25 protein-coding genes and 1 pseudogene are annotated in these 21,988 nt (G+C 37.6%); 8 read left to right on the top strand and 18 right to left on the bottom strand.

Translation table 11 applies throughout. From position 1 onward, the window contains the following. The first annotated feature begins 176 nt into the window (after positions 1-176). Together ACESTK_RS18615 and ACESTK_RS18610 are read left to right on the top strand one after the other, a co-directional pair. A complete protein-coding gene (locus ACESTK_RS18615; protein WP_373120465.1) occupies positions 177-749 on the top strand; it encodes a hypothetical protein in 573 nt (190 codons plus the stop codon). Beyond that, positions 746-1,744: a hypothetical protein gene (locus tag ACESTK_RS18610; protein ID WP_373120464.1), complete on the top strand. Its 999-nt coding sequence runs from the start codon at positions 746-748 to the stop codon at positions 1,742-1,744. The genes ACESTK_RS18615 and ACESTK_RS18610 overlap by 4 nt, the downstream gene beginning before the upstream one ends. A 67-nt stretch (positions 1,745-1,811) precedes the next feature. Here ACESTK_RS18610 and ACESTK_RS18605 read toward each other — a convergent pair whose 3' ends face one another. The 7 genes from ACESTK_RS18605 to ACESTK_RS18575 form a co-directional block, all read right to left on the bottom strand. Further along, positions 1,812-3,371, bottom strand: coding sequence for a radical SAM protein (locus ACESTK_RS18605; protein ID WP_373120463.1), 1,560 nt, complete (start codon positions 3,369-3,371; stop codon positions 1,812-1,814). Beyond that, positions 3,349-4,854 (bottom strand): radical SAM protein, encoded by a 1,506-nt coding sequence (locus tag ACESTK_RS18600; RefSeq protein ID WP_373120461.1) that lies wholly within the window; start codon positions 4,852-4,854, stop codon positions 3,349-3,351. The genes ACESTK_RS18605 and ACESTK_RS18600 overlap by 23 nt, the downstream gene beginning before the upstream one ends. An 86-nt stretch (positions 4,855-4,940) precedes the next feature. After that, positions 4,941-5,312, bottom strand: a complete 372-nt coding sequence (locus tag ACESTK_RS18595; RefSeq protein WP_373120460.1) for a hypothetical protein — start codon at positions 5,310-5,312, stop codon at positions 4,941-4,943. A gap of 95 nt (positions 5,313-5,407) precedes the next feature. Continuing rightward, positions 5,408-6,184 carry an ATP-binding protein gene (locus tag ACESTK_RS18590; protein ID WP_373120459.1) on the bottom strand — a complete coding sequence of 259 codons (777 nt, stop codon included), beginning with the start codon at positions 6,182-6,184 and terminating at the stop codon, positions 5,408-5,410. A 6-nt stretch (positions 6,185-6,190) separates the two neighbouring features. Continuing rightward, complete coding sequence (istA, locus tag ACESTK_RS18585) at positions 6,191-7,753, bottom strand: IS21 family transposase (RefSeq protein ID WP_373120458.1); 1,563 nt, start codon at positions 7,751-7,753, stop codon at positions 6,191-6,193. Between the two features lie 419 nt (positions 7,754-8,172). After that, on the bottom strand, positions 8,173-8,352 hold the full coding sequence (locus ACESTK_RS18580) for a hypothetical protein (protein ID WP_373120457.1): 180 nt from the start codon (positions 8,350-8,352) through the stop codon (positions 8,173-8,175). Between the two features lie 62 nt (positions 8,353-8,414). Continuing rightward, positions 8,415-8,555 carry a hypothetical protein gene (locus ACESTK_RS18575; RefSeq protein ID WP_373120456.1) on the bottom strand — a complete coding sequence of 47 codons (141 nt, stop codon included), beginning with the start codon at positions 8,553-8,555 and terminating at the stop codon, positions 8,415-8,417. 551 nt (positions 8,556-9,106) lie between these two features. On the opposite strand from ACESTK_RS18575, the gene ACESTK_RS18570 reads away from it, so the two are divergent. The 6 genes and pseudogenes from ACESTK_RS18570 (at position 9,107) to ACESTK_RS18545 (ending at position 13,044) form a co-directional block, all read left to right on the top strand. Next, positions 9,107-9,463 carry a transposase gene (locus ACESTK_RS18570; protein ID WP_373120455.1) on the top strand — a complete coding sequence of 119 codons (357 nt, stop codon included), beginning with the start codon at positions 9,107-9,109 and terminating at the stop codon, positions 9,461-9,463. Then, positions 9,460-10,119, top strand: a complete 660-nt coding sequence (locus ACESTK_RS18565; RefSeq protein ID WP_373120454.1) for a transposase — start codon at positions 9,460-9,462, stop codon at positions 10,117-10,119. Before ACESTK_RS18570 ends, ACESTK_RS18565 begins: the two co-directional genes overlap by 4 nt. Positions 10,120-10,220: 101 nt before the next feature. Continuing rightward, a complete protein-coding gene (locus ACESTK_RS18560) occupies positions 10,221-10,637 on the top strand; it encodes an IS66 family insertion sequence element accessory protein TnpB (RefSeq protein WP_173773059.1) in 417 nt (138 codons plus the stop codon). Beyond that, positions 10,631-10,969 carry an IS66 family insertion sequence element accessory protein TnpB gene (tnpB, locus tag ACESTK_RS18555; RefSeq protein ID WP_055058750.1) on the top strand — a complete coding sequence of 113 codons (339 nt, stop codon included), beginning with the start codon at positions 10,631-10,633 and terminating at the stop codon, positions 10,967-10,969. Before ACESTK_RS18560 ends, tnpB begins: the two co-directional genes overlap by 7 nt. A 133-nt stretch (positions 10,970-11,102) precedes the next feature. After that, positions 11,103-12,713: pseudogene (locus tag ACESTK_RS18550) on the top strand (IS66 family transposase); the annotation flags it as partial. 208 nt (positions 12,714-12,921) lie between these two features. Beyond that, positions 12,922-13,044 (top strand): hypothetical protein, encoded by a 123-nt coding sequence (locus tag ACESTK_RS18545; protein WP_373120453.1) that lies wholly within the window; start codon positions 12,922-12,924, stop codon positions 13,042-13,044. A gap of 183 nt (positions 13,045-13,227) precedes the next feature. Here ACESTK_RS18545 and ACESTK_RS18540 read toward each other — a convergent pair whose 3' ends face one another. From ACESTK_RS18540 to ACESTK_RS18490, 11 genes are all read right to left on the bottom strand, one after another. Next, positions 13,228-14,529: an ISL3 family transposase gene (locus ACESTK_RS18540; RefSeq protein WP_373120481.1), complete on the bottom strand. Its 1,302-nt coding sequence runs from the start codon at positions 14,527-14,529 to the stop codon at positions 13,228-13,230. 13 nt (positions 14,530-14,542) lie between these two features. Next, positions 14,543-14,986: a transposase family protein gene (locus ACESTK_RS18535; protein ID WP_373120452.1), complete on the bottom strand. Its 444-nt coding sequence runs from the start codon at positions 14,984-14,986 to the stop codon at positions 14,543-14,545. A gap of 300 nt (positions 14,987-15,286) precedes the next feature. Next, positions 15,287-15,568 (bottom strand): hypothetical protein, encoded by a 282-nt coding sequence (locus ACESTK_RS18530; protein ID WP_373120451.1) that lies wholly within the window; start codon positions 15,566-15,568, stop codon positions 15,287-15,289. A 78-nt stretch (positions 15,569-15,646) separates the two neighbouring features. Then, a complete protein-coding gene (locus ACESTK_RS18525) occupies positions 15,647-16,165 on the bottom strand; it encodes a hypothetical protein (RefSeq protein ID WP_373120450.1) in 519 nt (172 codons plus the stop codon). A gap of 558 nt (positions 16,166-16,723) precedes the next feature. Then, a complete protein-coding gene (locus tag ACESTK_RS18520) occupies positions 16,724-17,128 on the bottom strand; it encodes an IS66 family insertion sequence element accessory protein TnpB (protein WP_373120449.1) in 405 nt (134 codons plus the stop codon). 201 nt (positions 17,129-17,329) lie between these two features. Then, positions 17,330-18,643, bottom strand: coding sequence for a M56 family metallopeptidase (locus tag ACESTK_RS18515; protein ID WP_373120447.1), 1,314 nt, complete (start codon positions 18,641-18,643; stop codon positions 17,330-17,332). A gap of 14 nt (positions 18,644-18,657) precedes the next feature. Continuing rightward, entirely contained in the window at positions 18,658-19,026 is a 369-nt protein-coding gene (locus tag ACESTK_RS18510; protein WP_373120446.1) for a BlaI/MecI/CopY family transcriptional regulator, read from the bottom strand. Between the two features lie 505 nt (positions 19,027-19,531). After that, positions 19,532-19,780 carry a reverse transcriptase domain-containing protein gene (locus tag ACESTK_RS18505; protein ID WP_373120445.1) on the bottom strand — a complete coding sequence of 83 codons (249 nt, stop codon included), beginning with the start codon at positions 19,778-19,780 and terminating at the stop codon, positions 19,532-19,534. A 103-nt stretch (positions 19,781-19,883) separates the two neighbouring features. Then, a complete protein-coding gene (locus ACESTK_RS18500) occupies positions 19,884-21,290 on the bottom strand; it encodes an IS1634 family transposase (RefSeq protein WP_373120444.1) in 1,407 nt (468 codons plus the stop codon). Continuing rightward, positions 21,291-21,611: a hypothetical protein gene (locus ACESTK_RS18495; protein WP_373120443.1), complete on the bottom strand. Its 321-nt coding sequence runs from the start codon at positions 21,609-21,611 to the stop codon at positions 21,291-21,293. Between the two features lie 117 nt (positions 21,612-21,728). After that, on the bottom strand, positions 21,729-21,908 hold the full coding sequence (locus tag ACESTK_RS18490) for a tyrosine-type recombinase/integrase (RefSeq protein ID WP_373120441.1): 180 nt from the start codon (positions 21,906-21,908) through the stop codon (positions 21,729-21,731). Between the last annotated feature and the right edge of the window lie 80 nt (positions 21,909-21,988).

Genomic DNA, 21,988 nt, shown 5'->3' with positions numbered 1-21,988 from the left:
TCCTGTGAAAAATATATTCTCTCGGAATCTTCAGCCCAGTAAAATCAAGGCATTCAGATTCCTTATTTTATAAAATCCCCCACTTTTTTTGCCAAAATCCCTTGACAAATCTACCGAAAAATGCTGTGTCTCGCACCCTTGATCAAAAGTACATTTTTCGATTGGAGGCGATTTTCTTGTTACCTGTTAATTGCGGCAGTCATGCTGACTACCAGAACTTTGTTGTTACTAATCTTCGTAAATATTATCCTGATTCCTCTTTCCTTTCCCGTGGCATGTGGGACATTATTGAACGTTTTTGGAATCTTGATCTTTCTTTCACAGATAAAATACTGGCAGACAAATATTCCAGGTTTGGTCCTGCCCCAAGAACTCCTTCCTGTATGCAGCGTTCTTATCTTTTATCTATTGATTTTAAAGTCCATTCTATTACCGATTGGGCTGCTCAGCTTAAGATCAATCCTCTTTATGCTATCTTTAGTGGATTTGACTTTGGGGACACTCCTGGTGTTGGTACTTTTTATGCCTTTTTCAGGAAACTTTTGGATTCAGATTCTGACAACCTTTCTCCTCATATCCGTCCTCTCAAAAAGAAAAAAGTAAAACAGCCAGCGCAGAAAGGTTCTAAAGCCCGATCCATTGAAAAGGTTACCGTTGAACAGTTACTTAAATCGATGGAAAATACTTCTTTTCCATCGATGACCAGCCTTACGCATCCCTCTTTAAGATTTACAGTCATGAGTTTTTGACCGTCTCCATATTCAAAGGTTTGATTGATCCTTCCAATCTTTCTGTTGCCGGAGGTGGTACTCCTGTAGTCACATCTGCATGCGAGCGTAAGCACCACGTTTGTGACTGCCTGGAAAAAGGCATTACGGATTGCAGCTGCGACCGCTTCTTTTCACCGCCTAACTGTGATATCGGATGGGATTCTTCCAGGGATTGTTTTTATAATGACTATGCTCTCTACATGCTGGTTGCTGCAAACTCAGAAAGTGACCTTCCATTATTTTCCCTGCTTCACCCTGCCTCCAAACATGATTCCCATGGATTCCTTGAAACTTATTTCCGTTTTAAAGCGTTCCTTCCGGATCTTCATGTCAGTAAATGGCTTCTGGATTCTGCCCATGATGCCATGCCTTACTATCTGTACTGCCGCAAAAATTGCATCCGGCCTTTTATTGCCCTGAATGAAAAGCGTGGCATCAAAGAAAAGTACAAAGAAGATTTCACAATTGGAAAAGATGGTGTCCCTGTCTGCAAAGCCGGATGGAAAATGAACCATGATGGCTCGGAGCCATCGAAAGCAAGATTAAAATTCCGTTGTCCCCTTGCCAGCCGTAAATACGGATGCTCCTGCAGCAATCCCTGCTCAGATTCCAAATATGGCAGGACTGTTCACCTTGCAATGAAAGATAACCCAAGGCTGATCAATTTTCCGCCTCGCGACAGCAAAGAATGGAAACTGGAATATAATGCCCGGACTTCAGCAGAACGCTCAAATAAACGTGAGAAAATAGACTTTCAATTAGAAAGCAGCAGACACCGCTCATCTAAGATGTGGTACTGCCGCCTCTATCACATCCTGATGCTACAGCATCTGGATGCCTGGGATCTGCATTTCGAATCCACCCTGCAAAAAGTTGATCTTGAATGTAGCATGATCCTACTGGTATCATACCTCATTTTCCGGCATAGTAACAGTCCTATGTCTATTTTTTGTACCCATTTTTTTCCGTTTTAGATAATATTTACTTGTCAAAGTTCAATGCCAGAGTTTCGCTGGCATGATCTATCAGAATTCCGAGAGATCATAAATTATATTTCATTACATCAGTAGCAATGCAAAATTCAATTATTCTGCCCACATACTCATATATTGGCAACATGCTATTAATGCCAGCCGCTTTTCCAAGTAAATGTATGCTGTTGCACAAATCTTGGATTGTTCTATTCTTTTTTGATAATTCATTTACCAATTGAGCAAAATCTTCCAAAGGAATTATTACCATTAGTTTTTCAAATTCGTTCTTATATATGATATTATCAATTCCCAATAGATTATATTGGAATTTAAGTCCAACAGAATTAACTGAAAAGTTAGTTAATGAGCTCGTCAAAAAACTTTTCGGCATATAATTCAAGAAAATAGCATATCGATATTCATCGCCTGGATATAAATCAATGCCTTCCACTTTTGCTCTCTTCAAATACTCTGTTCCTTTAAATGGCGTTGCAAAATATCTTGAAGAGACAAAAAAAGCCCTCTGCTTTTTATATTGTCGTAACGCTAAGTTTGTTTTGTATAAAGATTGTAACGTTTCACCAATATAAAACGACATAACCAAAAACTCGATCATCTCAAACCCTGTATCGCATAAAACCTCATAGGCTTTTCTGAAAGTACTTTTCACATTTTTCTTGTTCATGGTCACATATAACCCATCATCATCTGTTTCAAATCCAAGTTCAAATCCTTTGCATCCAGCAGCTTTCATAAGTAATAGAAGTTCTTTATGTTTAAGGATTATATCTGGACGCGATAAACAAATCCAATTAATTTTCAGATTCATTGAACCAATCAAATTAACAAATTCAGAAACCCAAGCAAAATTTATTAAAAGGTTGTCATCATAAAAATGAAAATCTGAGATTCCCCATTTTTCTTGGCACTGTTTTATTTCATTTACAACGTCTATCGCTTTTCTATAGCGAACCTGCGTTGTCCAAGTAAGATGTGTTGAACAGAAATCACATTTAAAAGGACATCCTCTTGATGCCATAATCGGTAAAGCATATGAGTCCTTATTCATGTGAATATTCTCATTATATTTATGTAAGTTAAACAACGACCAGTCTGGCGTTACAATTCCATTTCCCGCAATTTCAGCACACGGCTTTAGCGCAAAATAAGCAGGCGTATTTTTCGTGCAAATATTACTACATTCATTTAGATTTTCTCCAGAGTGGCAGTATTCAAAATTAATGATCTTTTCTATTGCTTGTTCTCCTTCTCCAAGTATTGCATAATCAGCTCCAATTTTAATAAATTCGCGTGGAGAAACAGATACATGATTCCCTCCGCAAATTATAAGCGGATTATAAATCTGTCTAATTCTTAAAATTATATTTTTAGTTTGTACATTTTGCATCGTCTTAACTGTAAAGGCAAGTATATCTGGTCGAGTCTTTTCAATAATATTAACAACTTCTTCTACATTTAATCCATCCGCTAATGCATCAACCAAAGAAAACTTGATCCAAGCAAATTTTGAGTTCAAATAGCTATAAAGAGTTGCAATTCCGAGATGCGGAGGAATATATTTATCCATGCCGTTGAAAGGTGGTCTAATAAACATCATTGTTTTCATTTAACTTTTCCTCCGTATATTTCAGGATACAATCCAAACTTGTTTTGAAGTCTGTTCCATCCAGCAATGCCAATTCACATATTTTATAGGTTTCACAAACAACAAGCAAATATTCAAACACTATGTATTGAATTCGAGTCAAGAAAAATAAATACTCATTCTCCAAATCCGTTCTAGTCTTATTCAAGAGACCAAAAATCGCACTTGCAATTCTATCTTCATACTCATTTCTAAAATCGCATACTGCATCATAAAGTTTTTGAACTCGTCTATCAACGAACTTTGGATGTGTCCTTTGATGTATTGAACCAGTATAATAATCGTGAAATTCATCATAGTAAGCGGAACCATAAAATGGAACAAGTGTCTGATATATATTTCCAACCATCGAGTAATCAAGTAGATCATTGTTTTTTATAAAATCAAAGGACAGTCTAATATCTTCTAACGATTCCAAAGCCTCAAACATTATCATATAGACTATTATTTGTCCTTGTGTATGTTTTAAAAAATCAATTGCTTTTTGATTTATTTCTGGGCTAGTACCTTTTTTATATCGTTCAAGTACTGTTTTACTATTTGATTCAATTCCCAACGTTATATTACAATCACCTTTCGAAAGCAGTTTTTTCAATCGAACCATATTCTGAACTACTTGGTCACTTCTTGTTTGAAAAGAAAATTTAACACCAGGAAATTCCGAGCGAATTCTTTCAATAAGGTGTTCAGCTCTATCTGGATTAACATAAAAATTGCAGTCAACAAAATTAATGTATTTAAAATCACCTTTAGTGAATTCCCTATGCAATTCATCAATAACATTTTCTTCATCTCTAACAAGCCAATAGTTATTTTTACAATTTACACAATATGTACAGCGATATGGACATCCTCTGCTTGTCGAAATATGAATAACTTCTTTTGTAGCATCATATTCATAATTCGCCGCATCAACATAAATATCCGAGCGATCTGGAATTGGAAACTCATTGATATTTATGCCGTTATAGTTTATTGAATTTTCAAAACACTGCTTATTTTTTCGGTAACAAAGTCCCATTACAGAATAAATATCATCGGTATCCAACTTACAAACAAAGTCATAAAAACTTTTTTCGCCAAACCCCATTAAACAAAAATCAATGTTAGGAAAGTCTTCCAAAAGTTTTTTTCCGCAAAGAGATGCATGATGTCCTCCAACTACAATACAGTTAGATTTTCTTTTAAGAATATTTATCAAATTGACAGTATCACTAAAAAACAAAGAATAAGTTGAAATTCCTATTATTTCATAATCATTTAATCCATATTTTTGTACCAATTCTTCATCATTGAGTTTTGTACACGAAAAATCAAATAAATCGCAAGCCACGCCTTTGCTTTCACAATATGCTTTTATATACCCCAATCCCAATGGAAAAGCATCTCTAATAGTATGTTTCACTTCCCTAAATGGTGGATTAATTAACGCAATTTTCTTCATGCTCAGCCTTTCTTTTTATATTTTATAAATATTTCCGTTAATAAAAACAAAAGGCTATTGTGCTTAAATTTTTCACAAAGATTCTTTTAACTTATAACATATAAGTAATTGAAAAAAACTTTAACACAATACCCTGATTCACTCAGCTTAACTAGCTGTACATTGATGGGGTTTAGAAGAATGGTCATAATTAGCTCTAAAAAGTATTCCCTTAGTTCTCCATGTGGTCCAAAGCGTTCCCCCTGAAACACTAACATAGTTATCCTCAACATCCCCCTGGCATTAGGATTAGTACAATGAACCTCTATACCTATTCCTTCTACCGAATCATACAATCGAGAGCTAGCAAAAGCAGTTGTTCCCACTAATGCTACAGATAACATTGTAATAGCTACAACAATTGATAATTTTTTTGATTTTTTGTTTTGCATAAAAATAATCTGAATATTACGGTTCAAATGTACCCCTGTTCCGAAGGAACGGATACCGGCAGTCCGGCACTATGATACCGTGAGTCCGGAACAGGGATACCACATTTTTGCTACATACGAGTTTACTCGCTTAATGCCGAATCCAACCCGTATACTTCACGCATGGATCTGTAATTCGCCGGATCCGTTGGGATGATGTTAATCTTGTACGCATCATGCTTAATACGATCCAGGATCGCTTCCGAGAGGGGACTGTCATCGCCTCCCAGTTGATCGTACCAGCCATTGCAATCATACTGAGAGCAAAAGATGGTGGATGACTTCTTGCGTCTCCGATGGAGAAGTTCCAGTATATCATGCTGTTCGGATTCAGTTGGCTTCAGTAGTAGCCATTCATCGATGATTAGCAGAATCGGATTGGCATATTTACTCTGGATCTTCTTGTAAGTTCCATCGTTACGTGCCATCTCTAACTCCAAGAGCAGGTCTGGAAGTCGAACGTATTTCGTAATGTATCGGCGCTTGCAAGCTTCCATACCGAAAGCACATGCTATGTAGGTCTTTCCACTCCCTGTGGCACCTGTGATGAACAGGTTTCGATGCTCTGTGATGTACTCACAAGTTGCCAGACGCTCGATCAGGCTGCGATTGAGTTTCCTCCCTGAGGTATAGTTGATATCCCCGATGTATGCATCTGGCTGATCGAATCCGGCATTACGGATCAGACGCTTCAGGTTGTTACTCTTACGGTTGCTGTATTCGATATCAACCAGCATTCCAAAACGATCCTCAAAGGAGAGATCCTTCATCCGGGCATCCTGTAGCTGGGTCGGGAATGCATCCGACATGGATGTCAACCGCATTTCGATGAATTTATCTATAGTGCTCTGTGTAGTCATGGTTCCTTACCTCCTGTAGTAATCCGCACCCCGTGTAAGTGTGTGGCTGCTTTTTTCTGAGCTCGTATGGCTATCGGTTACCGCAGCTTTATCAGCCGACTCTGTTCCGTCACTTTCGGTATCAAGTATGTTTTTGATGCTCTTATAGCTCGGAGTGGCTGTAAAGGTGAGCGCTTTACAGCAGGCGGCTTCCAGCCGGTCGACAGAATACTTGTCGGCCAGTTTTAAAAGCCCCATGCAACTGCGGTAGGATTGTTGTTCTACCAGCTTGGAGGTAAGGATTGCATCCACGGTCTGGTAGGTACTGGGACCGATTCGCTTCGCCCATTGCCGGAAGCGGTCGCCGTTCCACTCAAGATACTGCTGATGAGAAGGCGGCATATGCTCTGTGATTGTGCTATACTGACCTTTGTGACCATACATTCGGCGGTGAGACGCGATCCGGTTGTGGTTGTAGAAAACCTCGATGGTCTTGTCTGTGACCCTCACATCAACTTTGCGCTTTATATACTCATGTGGAACGGAGTATAGCATTCCTGCAAACGATATGTGATAATTGAACTGAACGGTGGCTTGTCTCCATTTCGCCAGTTCATATGGGGGAGCAGGTAACGAGGCCAGCAATGGCAGTTCTTCATTGCGGAAGAGTTCATACCTGCTCCCCTCTTTCTTTTGGAACGGGCGATGGCTGAAATCTTCCAGTTTCTGCCGGATTGCCTGATTTAACTCACCGAGAGAAAAGAACTGTTCACTCCGTAGCACTGCAGTGATCCATGTGGAAATGTTTCCTACACTGCCCTCAGCATTAGGCTTATCCTTTGGAGAACGGACGCGTGCCGGAATAATGGCGGTGCCATAGTGTTCTGCCATTTGCTGATATACGGCATTGATCCGTGGATCATTCCAGCTTTTATTATTATGATCCACAGCAGTGCGACAGTTGTCCGGCACGAGGATTTTTGCAACACCGCCAAAGTACTCGTACATGTGGATATGTGCTGCAATCCATGACGCTTGTTTCTGATCCATAAAGGCTTCTACGTATGGATACTGACTGTAGGTCATAACACCCACAAAAATCTGGGCATCCAGAATTTCACCGGTATCTGGGTCGATGATGTGCGCCGGATCGCCTGCCCAGTCGACCTCGACCTGTTCTGCGGGCTTGCGGTTGATATGCATGGTGGCGCGGCGCTTCTGCTCATCCTGCTGGATGTAGTAGCAGAACTGAGAGTACATAAGTGGTTCTTCTTTGGAGAGATGGCATTCTTCAAGATACTCTGTCCAAAGGGGCTTCTTATTCACTCCGTTCCGAAGAAGCTCTTTGCGGATATGCTCGAAATCGGGCATCCGCTTTGAAGTGGCTGGCTTTGCCTTCACTTCAGGGAAAAGCAACTTGCCTAAGACTGGATCGCTGAGTTTAGGATCCAGAGACCAGACAAGATTTTGCTCTCTGGCTGCCTTCAACACCTTGTTGACAGTTGTCTTGGATGCATTGCAGCTAAGGGCAATGTTGGTTTGGCTGAGATTCAATCCGGCAAGCCGGATGATCTCACGATACTTGGTCATAAATGGTGACCTCCTTCGTAATGAATTTACGCTGCAAAGCGTATGAATTCATTATAAAGGGAATCGGTATCATCTGACCGGAATCACGGTATCCGAATCCCGGAATCGCGGTATCGTTGAAAACGGAACAGCGGTACTGCATCACCGGAATACTCAATAATCTCCTTATTTGATTTTTCTATCCGTACAACCACATTATTCTAATCCCTACAAGTACATAAACCGCCGATTCATTATGATTAGTTTTGTTATAATTCAACAAATCCAATCTAGCTCTCCACTTTTTATAACACAATTATAATAAACATATAGATAACATTGTGCTTTAATTTTTACAAAGATCCTTTTAACTTACAACATGAACAGTATATAAATAATTAGGTAAAAAGTTTTAACACAACAGTCCTGATTCACTCAGCTTAACTAACTGTATAGGTTTTGCCCGCTGCTAGAAACAGGTTATCACCAAGATCTTCAATTTTAGCTGCTTTAATAGAATTGCTAATAGAAGAAAGGACAATCTCGTCACTTATTACTCCCATTTTTGCTGCGATTTCAGCTTTCTGTTCTCTTGTAAGAACAATCGTTGCTGTCTCCATATTAAATTTCTCCTTTCGTTAACGTAATATCAGTCTAACCAAATGTTAATAAAGAATGTTTGTCATGCAGATACAAATTCTCCACTTGACTCTGTCATAAAAGATTCGTCTTCTACGACATAAATATTCCCGTTCAAAACGCTCTCCTGTACTTCTAAGTGGCATCCCACTACTATAATCTCCCAATCTACGGTGTTTGCCATAAATGCAGCACCGGGTCTTATAATCCTCTTCTACTTTTTATACACTCATCTCTTTTACCTCTTTTTTTAGATTTTGGGTTAGAAATTGCAAATAATATTTCATACTAAATAATCATTTAGGACTTGTGCACTTATCCTACGTTAAAAGTACTACATATATGTAGTACTGTCAAGTAAAAACGTACTTGCTTAATTGGTTCTTTCTACATTTGGTTGAAATTGACGTATTAAAGTTATATAATACCCTTTAAAAAATGTTTACCAAGAGGCCTATCCATATGGATGAATTTATTAAGTTACTTGATTCTGCTTATTAACTAATTCAATATCACCTCAAAGAAAACAAAGTAATTTTTCATATTGCTTCAACAATAACGGAATTAGAATCTCCGTTTTGCGGAAGCAAACATCTAAAGGTCATTTTATATATCAAAGAGAAATTCAAGATTTCCCAATACAGGGAAAAAGGTCATCCTGTTGGTTGATACTAGGAAAATGCGATGTATGAATCCAGACTGTTCTCATAAAACTTTTTTCAGAGAAACATCCATTTGTGGCTGCTAAATCAAAAAAATGAACAGATTGATCCAAAATATATTATATACCTCATCCAATTAAGCTCATTGAATGCTTCCAAGCTTTTAAAAAGCGAAAATATTTCAGTTTGCAAAAGCAGTATCTGTGATCTGCTAAAAAAAATGCCATTCATTGTGGATAAATCTTCTGTAAAAATGATATGTGTGGATGACTTTGCACTTCGAAAACGATTTTCTTATGGAACAGTTATAATAAATTTGGAAAATCATCGAATTGTTGATATTATCCCATCAAGAGATACAAATGATGTCTGCAACTGGCTGAAAACTTTTCACAATATTGAAGTTATTTCAAGGGATGGAGCCATTTGAATCAATTTTACTTGGATATCGAGATTTCACATATTTCTACCAATGAGACAGAGCTTGCCAAGAAAAACCTGAATCATTTAAAGCGCATGAATATCAAACAGCCGGTATTAGTCATTTTTGACAGGGGGTATCCATCCATGGAATTTGTTGACTTTCTGGAAACGGAAAAGATCAATTACTTATTCCGTCTATCCTCCAATGATTATAAATTTGAGCGCAGCAATATGGTATCCACTGACGAAGCCGTTATTTTGCGGCATACCCATCAGCGATTAGAGAAAATAAGGAAAAGACATCCTGATCGTTTCGAACATATGAAAGAAAAAGTAAGTACACATACGCGAATTATGACCTCCATACTTCCTTCCGGAAAAGAATTGGCACTTATGACAAATCTTCCCTTTGAAATCTCCCAGAAAGAACTGGAGGATTTATATTACCACAGATGGGAGATAGAAAAGAAATATCATACTCTTAAAAATAAAATGAAGTTTGAAAGTGTGACAGGAAAATCGACCATTTATGTAGATCAAGATTTTCGTGCACAGGTGCTGGTATACAACATGATACAGGATATACGAAAAGAAGCTGACGATAAAGTATCGGTAAAAGGTCGTGAAAAAACTGCAGATAGTAAGCGCTTAAATCTTGGGTAGCTTTACTGTCTACGTTTTTAAACTCATAATGATAGTAAATAGATTTTTACTACACTCCGCTTGATAGGATGTAGAAATTTACTACATTTGGAGGTTTCATTATGAGTAAGAAACGTGCTCCAGGGCGTTCCCTGGACGAATGGATGGAACTGGTAACCGAATGCAGACAAAGCGGCCTGACAGATGTTGCATGGTGTAATGAGCATGGGATATCTCCCAGCTGTTTTTACAATGCAGTTACCCGTCTCCGCAAAAAAGCCTGTCAGATACCGGATCCAGCCCCCAAAGCCAGCACTCTTGACCTTACATCCCATAAACAGGATGTAGTCCAGATTGCTATAGAACCGGAGTCTTCTCCGGCAGGACTGATCCCAGATAATGGAAACAGACCTATGCACCTTGACAATTCACATACGATTGAAATCGAAGCAGACGGATTGCTTATACGAATGAGTAATGAGATCAAACCGTTACTTCTGAAGATGCTTATGGATACGCTTAAGGAGTCGTTATGTTAGCGGATATCTCAAGTGTTGATGCGATCTATATCGTCTGTGGCAGAACAGATATGCGCAAGTCCATTGATGGATTATGTGCGATCATCCAGGAACAGTTTTCGATGGAGATCGACCATGCACTTTTTCTTTTCTGCGGCCGTAGATGCGACCGTATCAAAGCTATTTTAAAAGAACCTGACGGGATCGTTATGATCTACAAAAGACTGACCGCCCAGGGATCTTACCGGTGGCCCAGGAATAAATCTGAGGTCCGGAATCTTACATGGCGGGAGTTCGACTGGCTGATGTCTGGCATTGATATTGAGCAGCCCAAAGCGATCAAGGCAACGTAAAAAAGATGCACATAAAACTCTTGCTTTTTGCTGTATTTTCGGCACTTTCAAGGTCTGGTAAATCCGCTGTTTTGCTAGGAAAAGCCACTGTTTTCTGGTATAATGGAAACATCAGAAACAGGAGGAAAAAGCAGTGGCAGACAGTTCCAAAGATATCCAGCTCCGTGAGCTGAAGGACATGATAAACGATCTCAAAAAGATGATAAAAACACTTCAGGCAACTGTCGATGCTGCCAATAAACGGGAAGCGGTTCTCACCCAGGAACGAGATAATCTGAAAGAAGAGATAGACCTTCTCCGAAAAAAACTGTTTGGCACCTCCAGCGAAAAAAGAACTCTCAATATTCCAGGACAGTTAAACTTTTTCAACGAGGCTGAACTGGAACAGGATCCGGAGGCTGCAAAAGCAGAGGATCTTGAAACAATTCTTCCGGAAAAAACAGCAAAAAAGCGAAAAGCAAGAGCTACAGATGCGGAGCGTTTTAAGGGAGTTCCTGTTGAAAAAAAGTATCTGGAACTTTCTGAGGAAGAGAAACTCTGCCCTGTCTGTGGTACCCCACTGAAAGAAATCGGGGAAGAGTTTGTCCGCCGAGAACTGGTTTTTGTACCGGCAAAACTGAAAGTATATAAATACTACAGTAAGAGCTATGAGTGCCCGCAGTGCAGGCTTCAGGATATTCCGATTATTAAAAAAGGAAAAGATGGCAGAGCTCATATGCTTTATGGAATGGCTTCTGCCGGAACGGTTGCCTGGGTAATGTACCAGAAGTTTTGTAATGGTCTTCCATACTACCGTCAGGAAAAAGACTGGAAACAGTATGGCGTAGAGATCACCAGAGCTACTATGGCAAACTGGGTGATCCGAAATTCTGAAGCATTTTTTCTTCCTATGTATGAATACTTCCACAGGAAACTTCTGGAACGAGGATTCGCGATGGCAGATGAAACGCCACTTCAGGTTCTGCATGAACCGGAACGCCGTGCACAGACCAAGTCATATATGTGGCTGTTCCGCAGCGGTGAAGACGGAGGACCACCTATTATCCTCTATAAATACTCGGAGACCCGAGCCGGGGATAATGCCGTAGATTTTCTTCACGGCTTCAAGGGTTATCTGATGTGTGACGGCTATAGTGGATACAATAAAGTTCCAGATGCCAAACGCACAGCCTGCTGGGCACACATCAGAAGATATCTGACAGATGCCATTCCCAAGGGAAAGGCTCTGGATTATACCCAGCCATCCGTACAGGGAATGCTGTACATTAACCAGCTCTTCCACCTGGAAGATGTGATCAGATCAAAGTATTCTTCCTTCGATGCTATCAAAAAGGCTCGTCTTGAAAAAGAAAAGCCGGTAGTAGAAGGCTTTTTGTCGTGGCTTGATCAGCAAAGCCCTATCCGTGGAAGCAGAATGGATAAAGCTGTCACCTATATTCAGAATCGCCGCTCCTATCTGTCCACCTATCTGGAAGACGGCCGCTGCAGTTTTTCTAATAATCTCAGTGAAAATGCGATCCGCCCATTTACAGTAGGCCGTAAAAACTGGCTGTTCTGCGATACACCAAACGGAGCCCAGGCCAGCGCTATCGTGTACACAATGGTAGAAATGGCAAAAGCCAATGGAGTAAACGTCTATCACTATCTTACTTATCTGCTGGAAAAACTGCCTGATGACAGGATGAGTGATGATGAATTAGAACTTCTGGTGCCATGGAACGAAACCGTCAAAGCTGAGATCGAACGTCGTGCAAACGAATCAAATCAATCATATGTGAATTGTCAAGGTGCTCCGGCTACTGAAAAGTAGTCGGGGATTTTTCTATCATACCTAAAAATTAAGCGCTTACTGCAGATATCCTATGCGCACAAACGAAAATATTGCTATAGGTTTATTTAAAGAACAAATGATAAAATTAATTCTGGAAAAGGATGCTGAAAGGAGAAGGTAATTGCTTTTTGAATTGCAGGCAGAAATGGAGGAACACATTTTGCCACAAAGAAAACTGCCTGGAAAAGAGCGAAAAAAGAATATCTCAAACAAATATAAAAATAATCAAAAAAGCAGTTTTTAAAAAGTCCATGCAATTCCCCTGGGGAAAGTCTGGACTTTTTTTCTTACAATACAGTTTTATAATGAAGCCTTAATTAAAAAATAAAGGACATAAGAACAAGTATTTTCTTAAGTTTATGATGTTGGGCTAAGCCGGTGGTCATGATTTCTATCATACCTAAAAATTAAGCGGTTCTTTCCGCACTTAGTTGAATTTAACGTAAAAGAGTTCTCCGAATAGCACTTTCGCTTTCAATAATTCAAAACTGTTTCGCCCATACATTATTCGTTTTATAACTTTGATTTTATTTACACTGCCTTCTGCTAAGCCATTATTATACGAATATATAATTCCATTTTTTACAGCAGTTAAGTCCTTTTTTATGCCATTTATAAATGTTTGAAGTTCAGGGATATCGTATTTTTGTGCTTCATTGATCCATTCATCTAATTTTGCAGGATTATTAGAAAATAGGACATTACAAAACTCTTTGGTTAATGCATACAGCTCACTTAATAAAGGATATTTTTTTAATACTTCCTGATACTGTTTGGCTGTGATTATACCGATATCCTCGAGTTTTTTATAAACCAACTGGCATAAGGATTTTCTTTGCACATATTCAGAATGCGGCTTCTCTGTTTCGTTCTGTTCATACATTCGTGTTCTTTCTTTTTGCATAAACATTCGTAACGAAGCTACACTGCCTGTATATCCCTTTTTACAAATAATATCATGTATTTTAGGGTAAGTTAATCCTTTGCTTCTGAGTTCTATTACTTCCTTTTCATATGGAGCTAATTTCCCTGGAATTCGAACATTATAGTGTCCATTCGTAATTGAAAAATCAGGATTTAAATAATTTTGTATGGTTTTATAGGGATGATGCATTAGAGTGGCAATCTGCTCAATGGGATATCCCGCCAAGGCCATCTGTCTTGCTTCTTCTATTTCCTGTTTTTTTTGTTTTACTGCCAGCTGATGTTGCCGTTCCCTGGCAATTTCCTTGCTTTTAGGAACTTGGTCTTCTGGAATAGCAAGATATTTTTGGATTGTTTTAGGCGAAGAATGTAGCAATAACGCTATATCCGATATGGTCAGTCCTTCCCTGCGTTTTTCATGGGCGAATTTTATACGCAATGACCGGTTTGCAGTGTTATATAATGCTTTCATTTCATCCGTAATGCTTTCTGTTAATGGTATTTCAACCCTTGCAGGAAACTCACGAAATATATATTTACAGATAACTTCCGAAAGTCCCTTTATCAAGTGAAAACGGTCACTAATCTGTATGACATCAGGATGAGAATTTGTAGCAGCGGATGCGTATGTAATGGCTCCATCCCTTGAAATAACTTCGATATTGTGAAATGTTTTCAACCAGTTGCAGACATCATTTGTGTCTCTTGACGGAATCATATCAATAATTCGATGATTCTCTAAATTTATCATAACTGTTCCATAAGAGAATCTTTTACGGAGCGCAAAATCATCCACACATATCATTTTTACAGAAGATTTATCCACAATGGATGGCATTTTTTTTAAGCAGATCGCAGATGCTGCTTTTACAAACTGTAATATTTTCACTTTTTAAAAGTTTAGAAGAATTCAACGAGCTTAGCTGGGATGATGTATATAAAATATTTTGGATTAACCGGTTCGTTTTTTTCGATTTAGCAGTCACAAATGGATGTTTCTCTGAAAAAGTTTTGTGAGAACAGTCCGGATTCATACATCGCATTTTCCTGGTATCGACTAACAGGATGACCTTTTTTCCTTGCATAGGAAGATCTTGAATTTCTCTTTGATAAATAGAATGAACTTTAGATGTTTTGCTTCCACAAAACGGACATTCTAATTCAGTTATTGTTGATGCAATATGAAAAATCACTTTATTTTCTTTTATGCGATATTGTATTAGTTCATAGGCTGGGTCAAGTAACTTAATAAATTCGTCCATACAGATAACCTTCCTAGTAAATATATTTTGAATATATTATATAACTTCAATACATTAATTTCAACCAATATTGGAAAGAACCAATTAAGCGCTTACGTTTTTCCAGTCAATATCTTTCTGTTTTACACGGACAACATCCGAAGCCCGCAGTCCGAGTTCCAGCCCAACTGTAACGATTGCTGCTGTTCTTAGTTCCATTGGGGGCGAAGCAGTATGACGGTACTCGTGGATCCGTTGTATCTGATTACTGTCCAGAATGTCTGTAATATCGACAGAACGTGCACTTTCTGAAAAGAGTGCCTAATGAAGCCCGGTCTGTAAAAGCTTCTGTTCTTCAAGATAATAAAGAAACTGCCTGATCACTGCGAAGCTTGCAGCACGTCCATATGGGGTGGTATGTTCATCGGTAAGATGAAACGGACGGATATGGGCGATGTTCACTTTATCAAAACCTTTTATCCCATTTGCTATCAGGAAACGGCAGAAATGACGACAGCTAAACTTATAGTTTCTTGCTGTGGAATGGCTTCTGAATCCACGGATCAATCTGGCCATAAAGTTTTTATAGGAATACAGCACCATTCTGGCAAGGCATCAAGTAGATCTGTCCTGTATGTATAACGCGTTCCTTTAAGCACGATCCCTTTTTCTGCGTACTGTTTAAAAAGCTGTAAGATACGTCTCCAATTTTTCCAGGAATTCACCAAGAGTTTTCCTGATTTCTTCAAACCAGATACAGGCTATTTCAGGATGATAACCGAATCCATACCTGTAAAGAAAAAGGTATAAAGCCTTAAGGATATGTGACGAGCTTTTCAACTGGGTAGTACCATATCCAAGATTTTGGAAGGCTGTTTCAAAGGCAGGGATACGTTCATGGAACTCGCAGGCAGAAAAAAGGCTGCTTTTATTACGGAATTGTTCAAGGAGTATCTGATTCTCTGATGAAAACAATTCCATACGACCAACCTGAAAATAAATCCTGTCATCCAGCATTGAGCTCAGTTCCACGGGTATTATATTAAGGCAGGCAAAAAATCCCAGCATGAACCTTGCATGGAGCAGATACACTTTTCTTGTATCTTTAGAATAGTGAAAGTCTGTATGGAACAGCATATCAATTGCAGAAAAAGAAATCTCCTGTATCTCAGTTATTCCCATCTCTGAAAAATAATACATGATCCTTGAGCAGTGAACTTTTGCATCTTCAAACAATCTGTCTGTATATCATGTCTGGAACGACAGTTTTCAAGATACAGATCCAGGTAATACTTCAAAGAATCCGGAACTTTATCATAGGATGGCTGGATCTGATAAAAAAGAGTATCCGGTATGGATCCGGTAGTTTGAAAAACAATCAATTATCTGAGATACTGCCGCCAGAAATAACATTTTTGCCGATTATACTTCTCCTGAATGTATTCAATCCATTGACCAGCTGCTTTCTGTGAAAGATAAAGATGATTTTCCTTCAGATATTGACCGAATTCCTCATAACATTGCTTGTGGGACAGTCTGCTTGAGCTGCATTGCTTAATTGCTGCACTATGATGTTGTATTGGTTCATGAACCACCTCCTGTTTTTGATGGTTCCATTGTTTCATAAACTAATCTTTTTATCCTCATTTTTTTCAAAAAAGATACTGCAAAATCAATGTTTTTTCAAAAGATGAGGATAAAAATTTCATATTTATAAGCCGCAGACGATATAGATCGCATCGACACTTGAGATATCGGCTAACATAACGGCTCCTTTAGCGCATCCATCAGAATTTTTAGGAGTACAGGCTGGATTTCATTACTCATGCGGATCAAAAGCTCGTTCGCTTCGATTTCAATCGTATGCGAATTGTCAAGGTATATGGAACTGTTTCTACTATCCGGAACCAGTTTTGCCAGAGGATTCTCCGGCTCTATGGCAATCTGGACTACATCCTGTTTATGGGATGTAAGGTCTAGATTGCTGGCTTTTCCAATCGGATTAGGGAGCTGGCAGACCTTTTTGCGAAGTCTGGTAACTGCATTGTAAAAACAGCTGGGAGATATCCCGTATTCGTTACACCATGCAGCATCCGTCAGACCGCTTTGCCTGCATTCTGTTACCAGATCCAGCCACTCATCTAGTGAACGACCTGGTAGCATGTTTGTTGCTCATAATGAAACCTCCAAATGTAGTGAATTTCTATCTCCTATCAAGCGGAGTGTAGTAAAAATCTATTTACTATCATTATGAGCTGTAAAATAAGAATGGCAAAGCTACCCAAGATTTAAGTGCTTACTTTCATAGTATTTAAAATAAAAATCACAAAATATCACATAGCTTATTCTAAACGACTGATTTTGTTATTTATGTATACACTTTTCATAAGTAATTGTATTAACATATTTTCGATTCTTTATTGAGCTACATATTCTACATACTTCAGCAGAATAAACCTTTATTTCGCAGCCACCCCCAATTTTTGTTATATGTTTTTTCAACTGAGCTTTTTTATACAAATGAGAGCAGGAATGTGTCATTATTCCATCATCACTATACTCAGTTACATTTCCATCTTCAAATATAATATATGAATCTACCTCTTGAAACATCAGCTCATCCGTTCCTTCAATTGCATTATCTTCATCAGATGACATTGATATCCAATCTGCATCTTCAAATAAATTATAGTCATTTGTCACTGTGGGTGGTGTATATGCAAATACAGGCAATCCACTAGCCAAACTCATGGTAATAATAGCAATTCCTAAAATAAATTTGTTACAATGTTTATTATTTTTTATCATTAATACCCTCTCCTTTATTATTTTTTTATTATTTATAGTAAAATAATGCATAGCACCAAATTCTTTTTCTTCTGTTGCCATAGAAATTAATAAATGTCCATAATATTTTCTAACTTCATAAGAACAATTCTTCAATAATTTTTTATCGCAACGAAGTTCAGATATATTTTCCATTTCTCGCAATAAAATAAACGCCAAAGGATTAAAAAAATGTACCAATACAATTATTATGTTCAAAACCCGAATAACTGAATCAAAATGAAGAATATGGATAAGTTCATGATTCAATAAGATTTTTTCATCTTTTTCACATAAATTGTTAGGCAAAACTACGACAGGCGAAATAACACCATACGTAAATGCACATTTCAAGTCTTTCATTTTTCCTATTGTCAATTTTCGTTTTTTAACCTGATTCAACCATTTCGAGTCAAAATCACTCTCCTCAACATTTATTATTTCCATATTTTTCACATATTTTCTTAGCCTTAAATATCTCATCAATATATTTATGCTGAAGCATAATAAAATTATTAACCATATTCCTAACAACAACATAATAATCAAATCATATCTTAAAAATAGTACTTTATCCTTTTTTATTAATATTATTTTGTTCAAATTTATATATTGTTCCACTCTATTTTCCAAAACAGAAACAACTCTCTCTTCTTCAAAGACACCTCTTAGCAAATTAATAAAGTCATACTTTAAAAGCGGAAATGGAAAAAGATACAGGGCCATAACAATCAGCAATAATATATATCGAATTTCTGGAACCAAATACACTTTAAATATTTTTTTAAGTATGAAATATATTGCCAGAGCACAGTTCGCACACATAGTCATACAAATCAAAAGACTATTCATATCTGTCTCCTTTACTATTGCTCAATAAAATCGTGTAATTCAGCCGCTTCTTCTTTTGTTAATTTCTTGCCTCCTGTAAAAGCGAAGAGAAATTCTTTCAGAGAATTTCCAAAAGCATCTTTAACTATATTTTTAGTCCACTTTGAAATATATTCTTCTTCAGACATTGCAGGATAGTACAAACGATAATTACCATCTTTCTGCGCCTTCAACACCCCTTTTTCAATTAAACGAGTAAGGAATGTTTGTACAGTTTGCTTTCTCCATTCATGTCCTTTTTCTGAAAGAAACTCCATTATATCGGAAAATTTCAACATGCAATTTTGTTTCCAAATATACTCCATAATTTCATACTCTGCTTCAGATAAATTATATTTTGCCATTTTTCCATCTCCTTTATCTCATTGTACTACATTCATGTAATTCAGTCAATTTCTAATCAATCAATTATTTTCTTTGCCAAGCAATCAGCTTTTCTTTCACAATAGTACATGGACACTCTTATTATTAATTAAAAGAAGCGGTTTTTACATATAATAATCATTATTCACCAAATAAACATATTATAGTTCAAAGTATAAATAATCACATAGCATTTTGAACAAACTGCGCCATATTCAAAATCCACTTACTTCAACAGCAAAATATCATTAACAAAATTGGAGCTTATACTTTTTCTGCGTACTCCTTTATCTTCTGCACCACAGCTGTGAACCTTTTTTCGTTGGATAATATTTCCCATTTTCAATAACTCCTGCTTATAACCACTGTCTGCATAACTCAATGACCCTTCTATCACTGATGCGACGATTTAATAATCCCAGTAGTATTTCATGATTGATGTTGTCGAAGTATCCCTGTATATCTGCATCTACTACATACCAGTTTTTATACAATTTTTTTTATTTTTTCTGTAGCCTGTTTTGCGTCTCTTTTAGGGCGAAATCCATAAGAATTATCTAAAAAGTTTGCTTCAAAGACAGGTTCTATCACTATCTTACAGGCTTGTTGCACAATCCTGTCTCTAATAGTCGGTATACCCAATGGTCTTTGTTTCCCATCCGGTTTTGGAATGTATACTCTCTTTACCGGTTTTGGTCTGTATTTCTTATTCTGCAAATCTTCTTGAATATCCAACAGGTATTTCTGTCTTTGACAGTTATTAGAAGAAAAAAATCGCTGTATCCCTTGATTTTACTGGGATTCAGCGATTTTTGCCGTTGTTTTGAAGTATAGTAATTTATTCCTTCCCTTTACTTTTTTTCTGTATTGTTTTCATTTTGCTCTTTGTTATAAATTGATAGTCTGTTCTAAAACCACAGCTTTCATGAAGAGCATCCGTAATCTTTTCGCGTTTATACAGCGGGATGAATCCCTGTTCGTGTATTTCAGCAAAATTCATTGCCTTTAGAGTGCCCAATAATTCTTCGCATGTATATTGCAGATCTAACTTTTTCTCAAGATAACGGTAGATTGTTAATGAGAGAAAACAGATTAGAAAATGAGCTTTGATCCTGTTATCATCCTGTAAATAAACTGGTCTTGCAGAAAAATCAGTTTTCATAATGCGAAAACATTCTTCAATCTGCCATCTGCTTTCGCTTACTTTTAAAATATCATTGACATCATCATCCAAAAGATCCGTACAGACTGCGTAAAGGCCATCATACTGTGCTTCTTCCGCAATCTTGTCCTCATCCAGGTATTGTTCTATATCTGCAGCTTCCCCATCCTTGGTGACAGCTTTCTTCCCTATGAAACGTGCCGGATCGTTTGGATTCTTACGATTCTTTTTCGTACTTCCGGATTCTAACATTTTTTGTGCCCGCTCTACCTGTTTGTCGCGGATCGCCTTCTGATAAAGGGCATATTTAGGGGAATAAGTGATGATTAAACGCTGGTGCAGTTTTTTTGTGGTGTACGGTTCGTCTTTATAATAAAGTCCTTTGTCATCTTCTGGTAGTTTCGTGATATCGACTGGAAGATCATCGGAAACACGTTTGAAGCCCTGTAGGTTCAGGATCCATTCTTTTTCCTCTTTTTTCAGCTTTTTGATTGATTGGGTTACGATATAAGCACGTTTACCCATATAGTTGTATTCACGGATGGATTCTGATCCCAACCCGGCATCACTGCAATAAATAAATTTCTGGCATCCGAAATCACTAAGGACTTTCTTTTCCAGAGGTTTTAGTGATGTCTGTTCATTTGTATTTCCTGGAAAAAGAGAAAAGGCAAGCGGAATTCCATCCCCGTCCATGAACAGTCCCATCTGAATGATTGGATTTGGTCTGTGTTCTTTGCTTTTTCCGTATTTTTTGCTGCCGTCTTCCTGTTCAATCTCGAAATAATAATTGGAGCAGTCATAATAAAGGATCTTATCATTTCTCTGACCCATGAAATGGCTGTTTTTATAAACTTCAGCCTGGATCAGATCACACTCTGCACCAAGAACATCTAATGCACGATATACATCATGAAGCTTGTAGGAAGGTTTCTCCAAAAACTCTGATGCAGCCTTATAGGAAGAGCGTTTACTGCAAGGCTCCAGGATCCTTGTATAGATCAAGTCTGAAAGGATTGCATTGATATCATATTTAAATTTGTATTTCTGTTTTAATTTTCGGCAGACTTTATTTATCTGCATTTAGTAATAAATGGATTGCAGAAAAAGGTATCCGCCTCGGAAAAAGATCTGTTTATCATAATCTAAGTGTCTGTCAGCATGAAATGGGATCAATACTGTTTTTTCTTCATTTTCTTTTTTGTATTTTTCAGTTTCTATTTTCACTTCATTTTTTGCCCATGCAAGAACATCATCTCTTGTTGGACCATGTTCAATCAAAAGCTGTTCCAATGTTCCGAGTTTGCGGGCAATCATGGAAGATGTGCTGCCGTTAGCTTTTACATAAGATCTGCAGATATAGAAGGACTCTGCATTTTTGGATTTTGATATATGAAGATTCATATGCAACACTTTACTCCTTATTATACCACACAATAGCAGAAAATAACATATATAAAAACAAAAATTTGACACAAAAGAAGCAGGTTTTATGCGGCCTGCAAGTACTTTTTTTACTATTCAACTGTCAAACTCCCGATAAAAAATAGTTGTTTTATTAAGAGTTTTATAAACACGAATTCTGTGCGAATGAAAATCAATATCCTCCCATTGAAGAGCTGCAAGTTCTCCTATTCGCATACCTGTATTCAGGATAATATAGAACACCTCATAATATCTTGTGTTTTTTGCAGCATTCAAAAAGGAATCATTCTGCTATCTACTGCACTGTTTAATAATAGATTTACAATCGTCAGCGAATGCTCCACTGACGTTTCTGC

Source organism: Ruminococcus sp. Marseille-P328, assembly GCF_964249465.1.
Classification (GTDB): Bacteria; Bacillota; Clostridia; order Lachnospirales; family Lachnospiraceae; genus Blautia_A; species Blautia_A faecis.
This window is presented reverse-complemented; position numbering and strand designations above follow the sequence as displayed.

Excerpts from the sequence above, each read along its gene's own strand:
- ACESTK_RS18515 (WP_373120447.1), bottom strand. The coding sequence starts at position 18,643 with ATGAATAGTCTTTTGATTTGTATGACTATGTGTGCGAACTGTGCTCTG.
- ACESTK_RS18530 (WP_373120451.1), bottom strand. The coding sequence starts at position 15,568 with ATGGTGCTGTATTCCTATAAAAACTTTATGGCCAGATTGATCCGTGGA.
- ACESTK_RS18575 (WP_373120456.1), bottom strand. The coding sequence starts at position 8,555 with ATGGCAAACACCGTAGATTGGGAGATTATAGTAGTGGGATGCCACTTA.
- ACESTK_RS18600 (WP_373120461.1), bottom strand. The coding sequence starts at position 4,854 with ATGAAGAAAATTGCGTTAATTAATCCACCATTTAGGGAAGTGAAACAT.
- ACESTK_RS18580 (WP_373120457.1), bottom strand. The coding sequence starts at position 8,352 with ATGGAGACAGCAACGATTGTTCTTACAAGAGAACAGAAAGCTGAAATC.
- ACESTK_RS18540 (WP_373120481.1), bottom strand. The coding sequence starts at position 14,529 with ATGATATGTGTGGATGATTTTGCGCTCCGTAAAAGATTCTCTTATGGA.
- istA (WP_373120458.1), bottom strand. The coding sequence starts at position 7,753 with ATGACCAAGTATCGTGAGATCATCCGGCTTGCCGGATTGAATCTCAGC.
- ACESTK_RS18525 (WP_373120450.1), bottom strand. The coding sequence starts at position 16,165 with ATGTATTATTTTTCAGAGATGGGAATAACTGAGATACAGGAGATTTCT.
- ACESTK_RS18590 (WP_373120459.1), bottom strand. The coding sequence starts at position 6,184 with ATGACTACACAGAGCACTATAGATAAATTCATCGAAATGCGGTTGACA.
- ACESTK_RS18520 (WP_373120449.1), bottom strand. The coding sequence starts at position 17,128 with ATGCTACCAGGTCGTTCACTAGATGAGTGGCTGGATCTGGTAACAGAA.
- ACESTK_RS18510 (WP_373120446.1), bottom strand. The coding sequence starts at position 19,026 with ATGGCAAAATATAATTTATCTGAAGCAGAGTATGAAATTATGGAGTAT.
- ACESTK_RS18560 (WP_173773059.1), top strand. The coding sequence starts at position 10,221 with ATGAGTAAGAAACGTGCTCCAGGGCGTTCCCTGGACGAATGGATGGAA.
- ACESTK_RS18605 (WP_373120463.1), bottom strand. The coding sequence starts at position 3,371 with ATGAAAACAATGATGTTTATTAGACCACCTTTCAACGGCATGGATAAA.
- ACESTK_RS18495 (WP_373120443.1), bottom strand. The coding sequence starts at position 21,611 with ATGAATCTTCATATATCAAAATCCAAAAATGCAGAGTCCTTCTATATC.
- ACESTK_RS18535 (WP_373120452.1), bottom strand. The coding sequence starts at position 14,986 with ATGGACGAATTTATTAAGTTACTTGACCCAGCCTATGAACTAATACAA.
- ACESTK_RS18500 (WP_373120444.1), bottom strand. The coding sequence starts at position 21,290 with ATGCAGATAAATAAAGTCTGCCGAAAATTAAAACAGAAATACAAATTT.
- tnpB (WP_055058750.1), top strand. The coding sequence starts at position 10,631 with ATGTTAGCGGATATCTCAAGTGTTGATGCGATCTATATCGTCTGTGGC.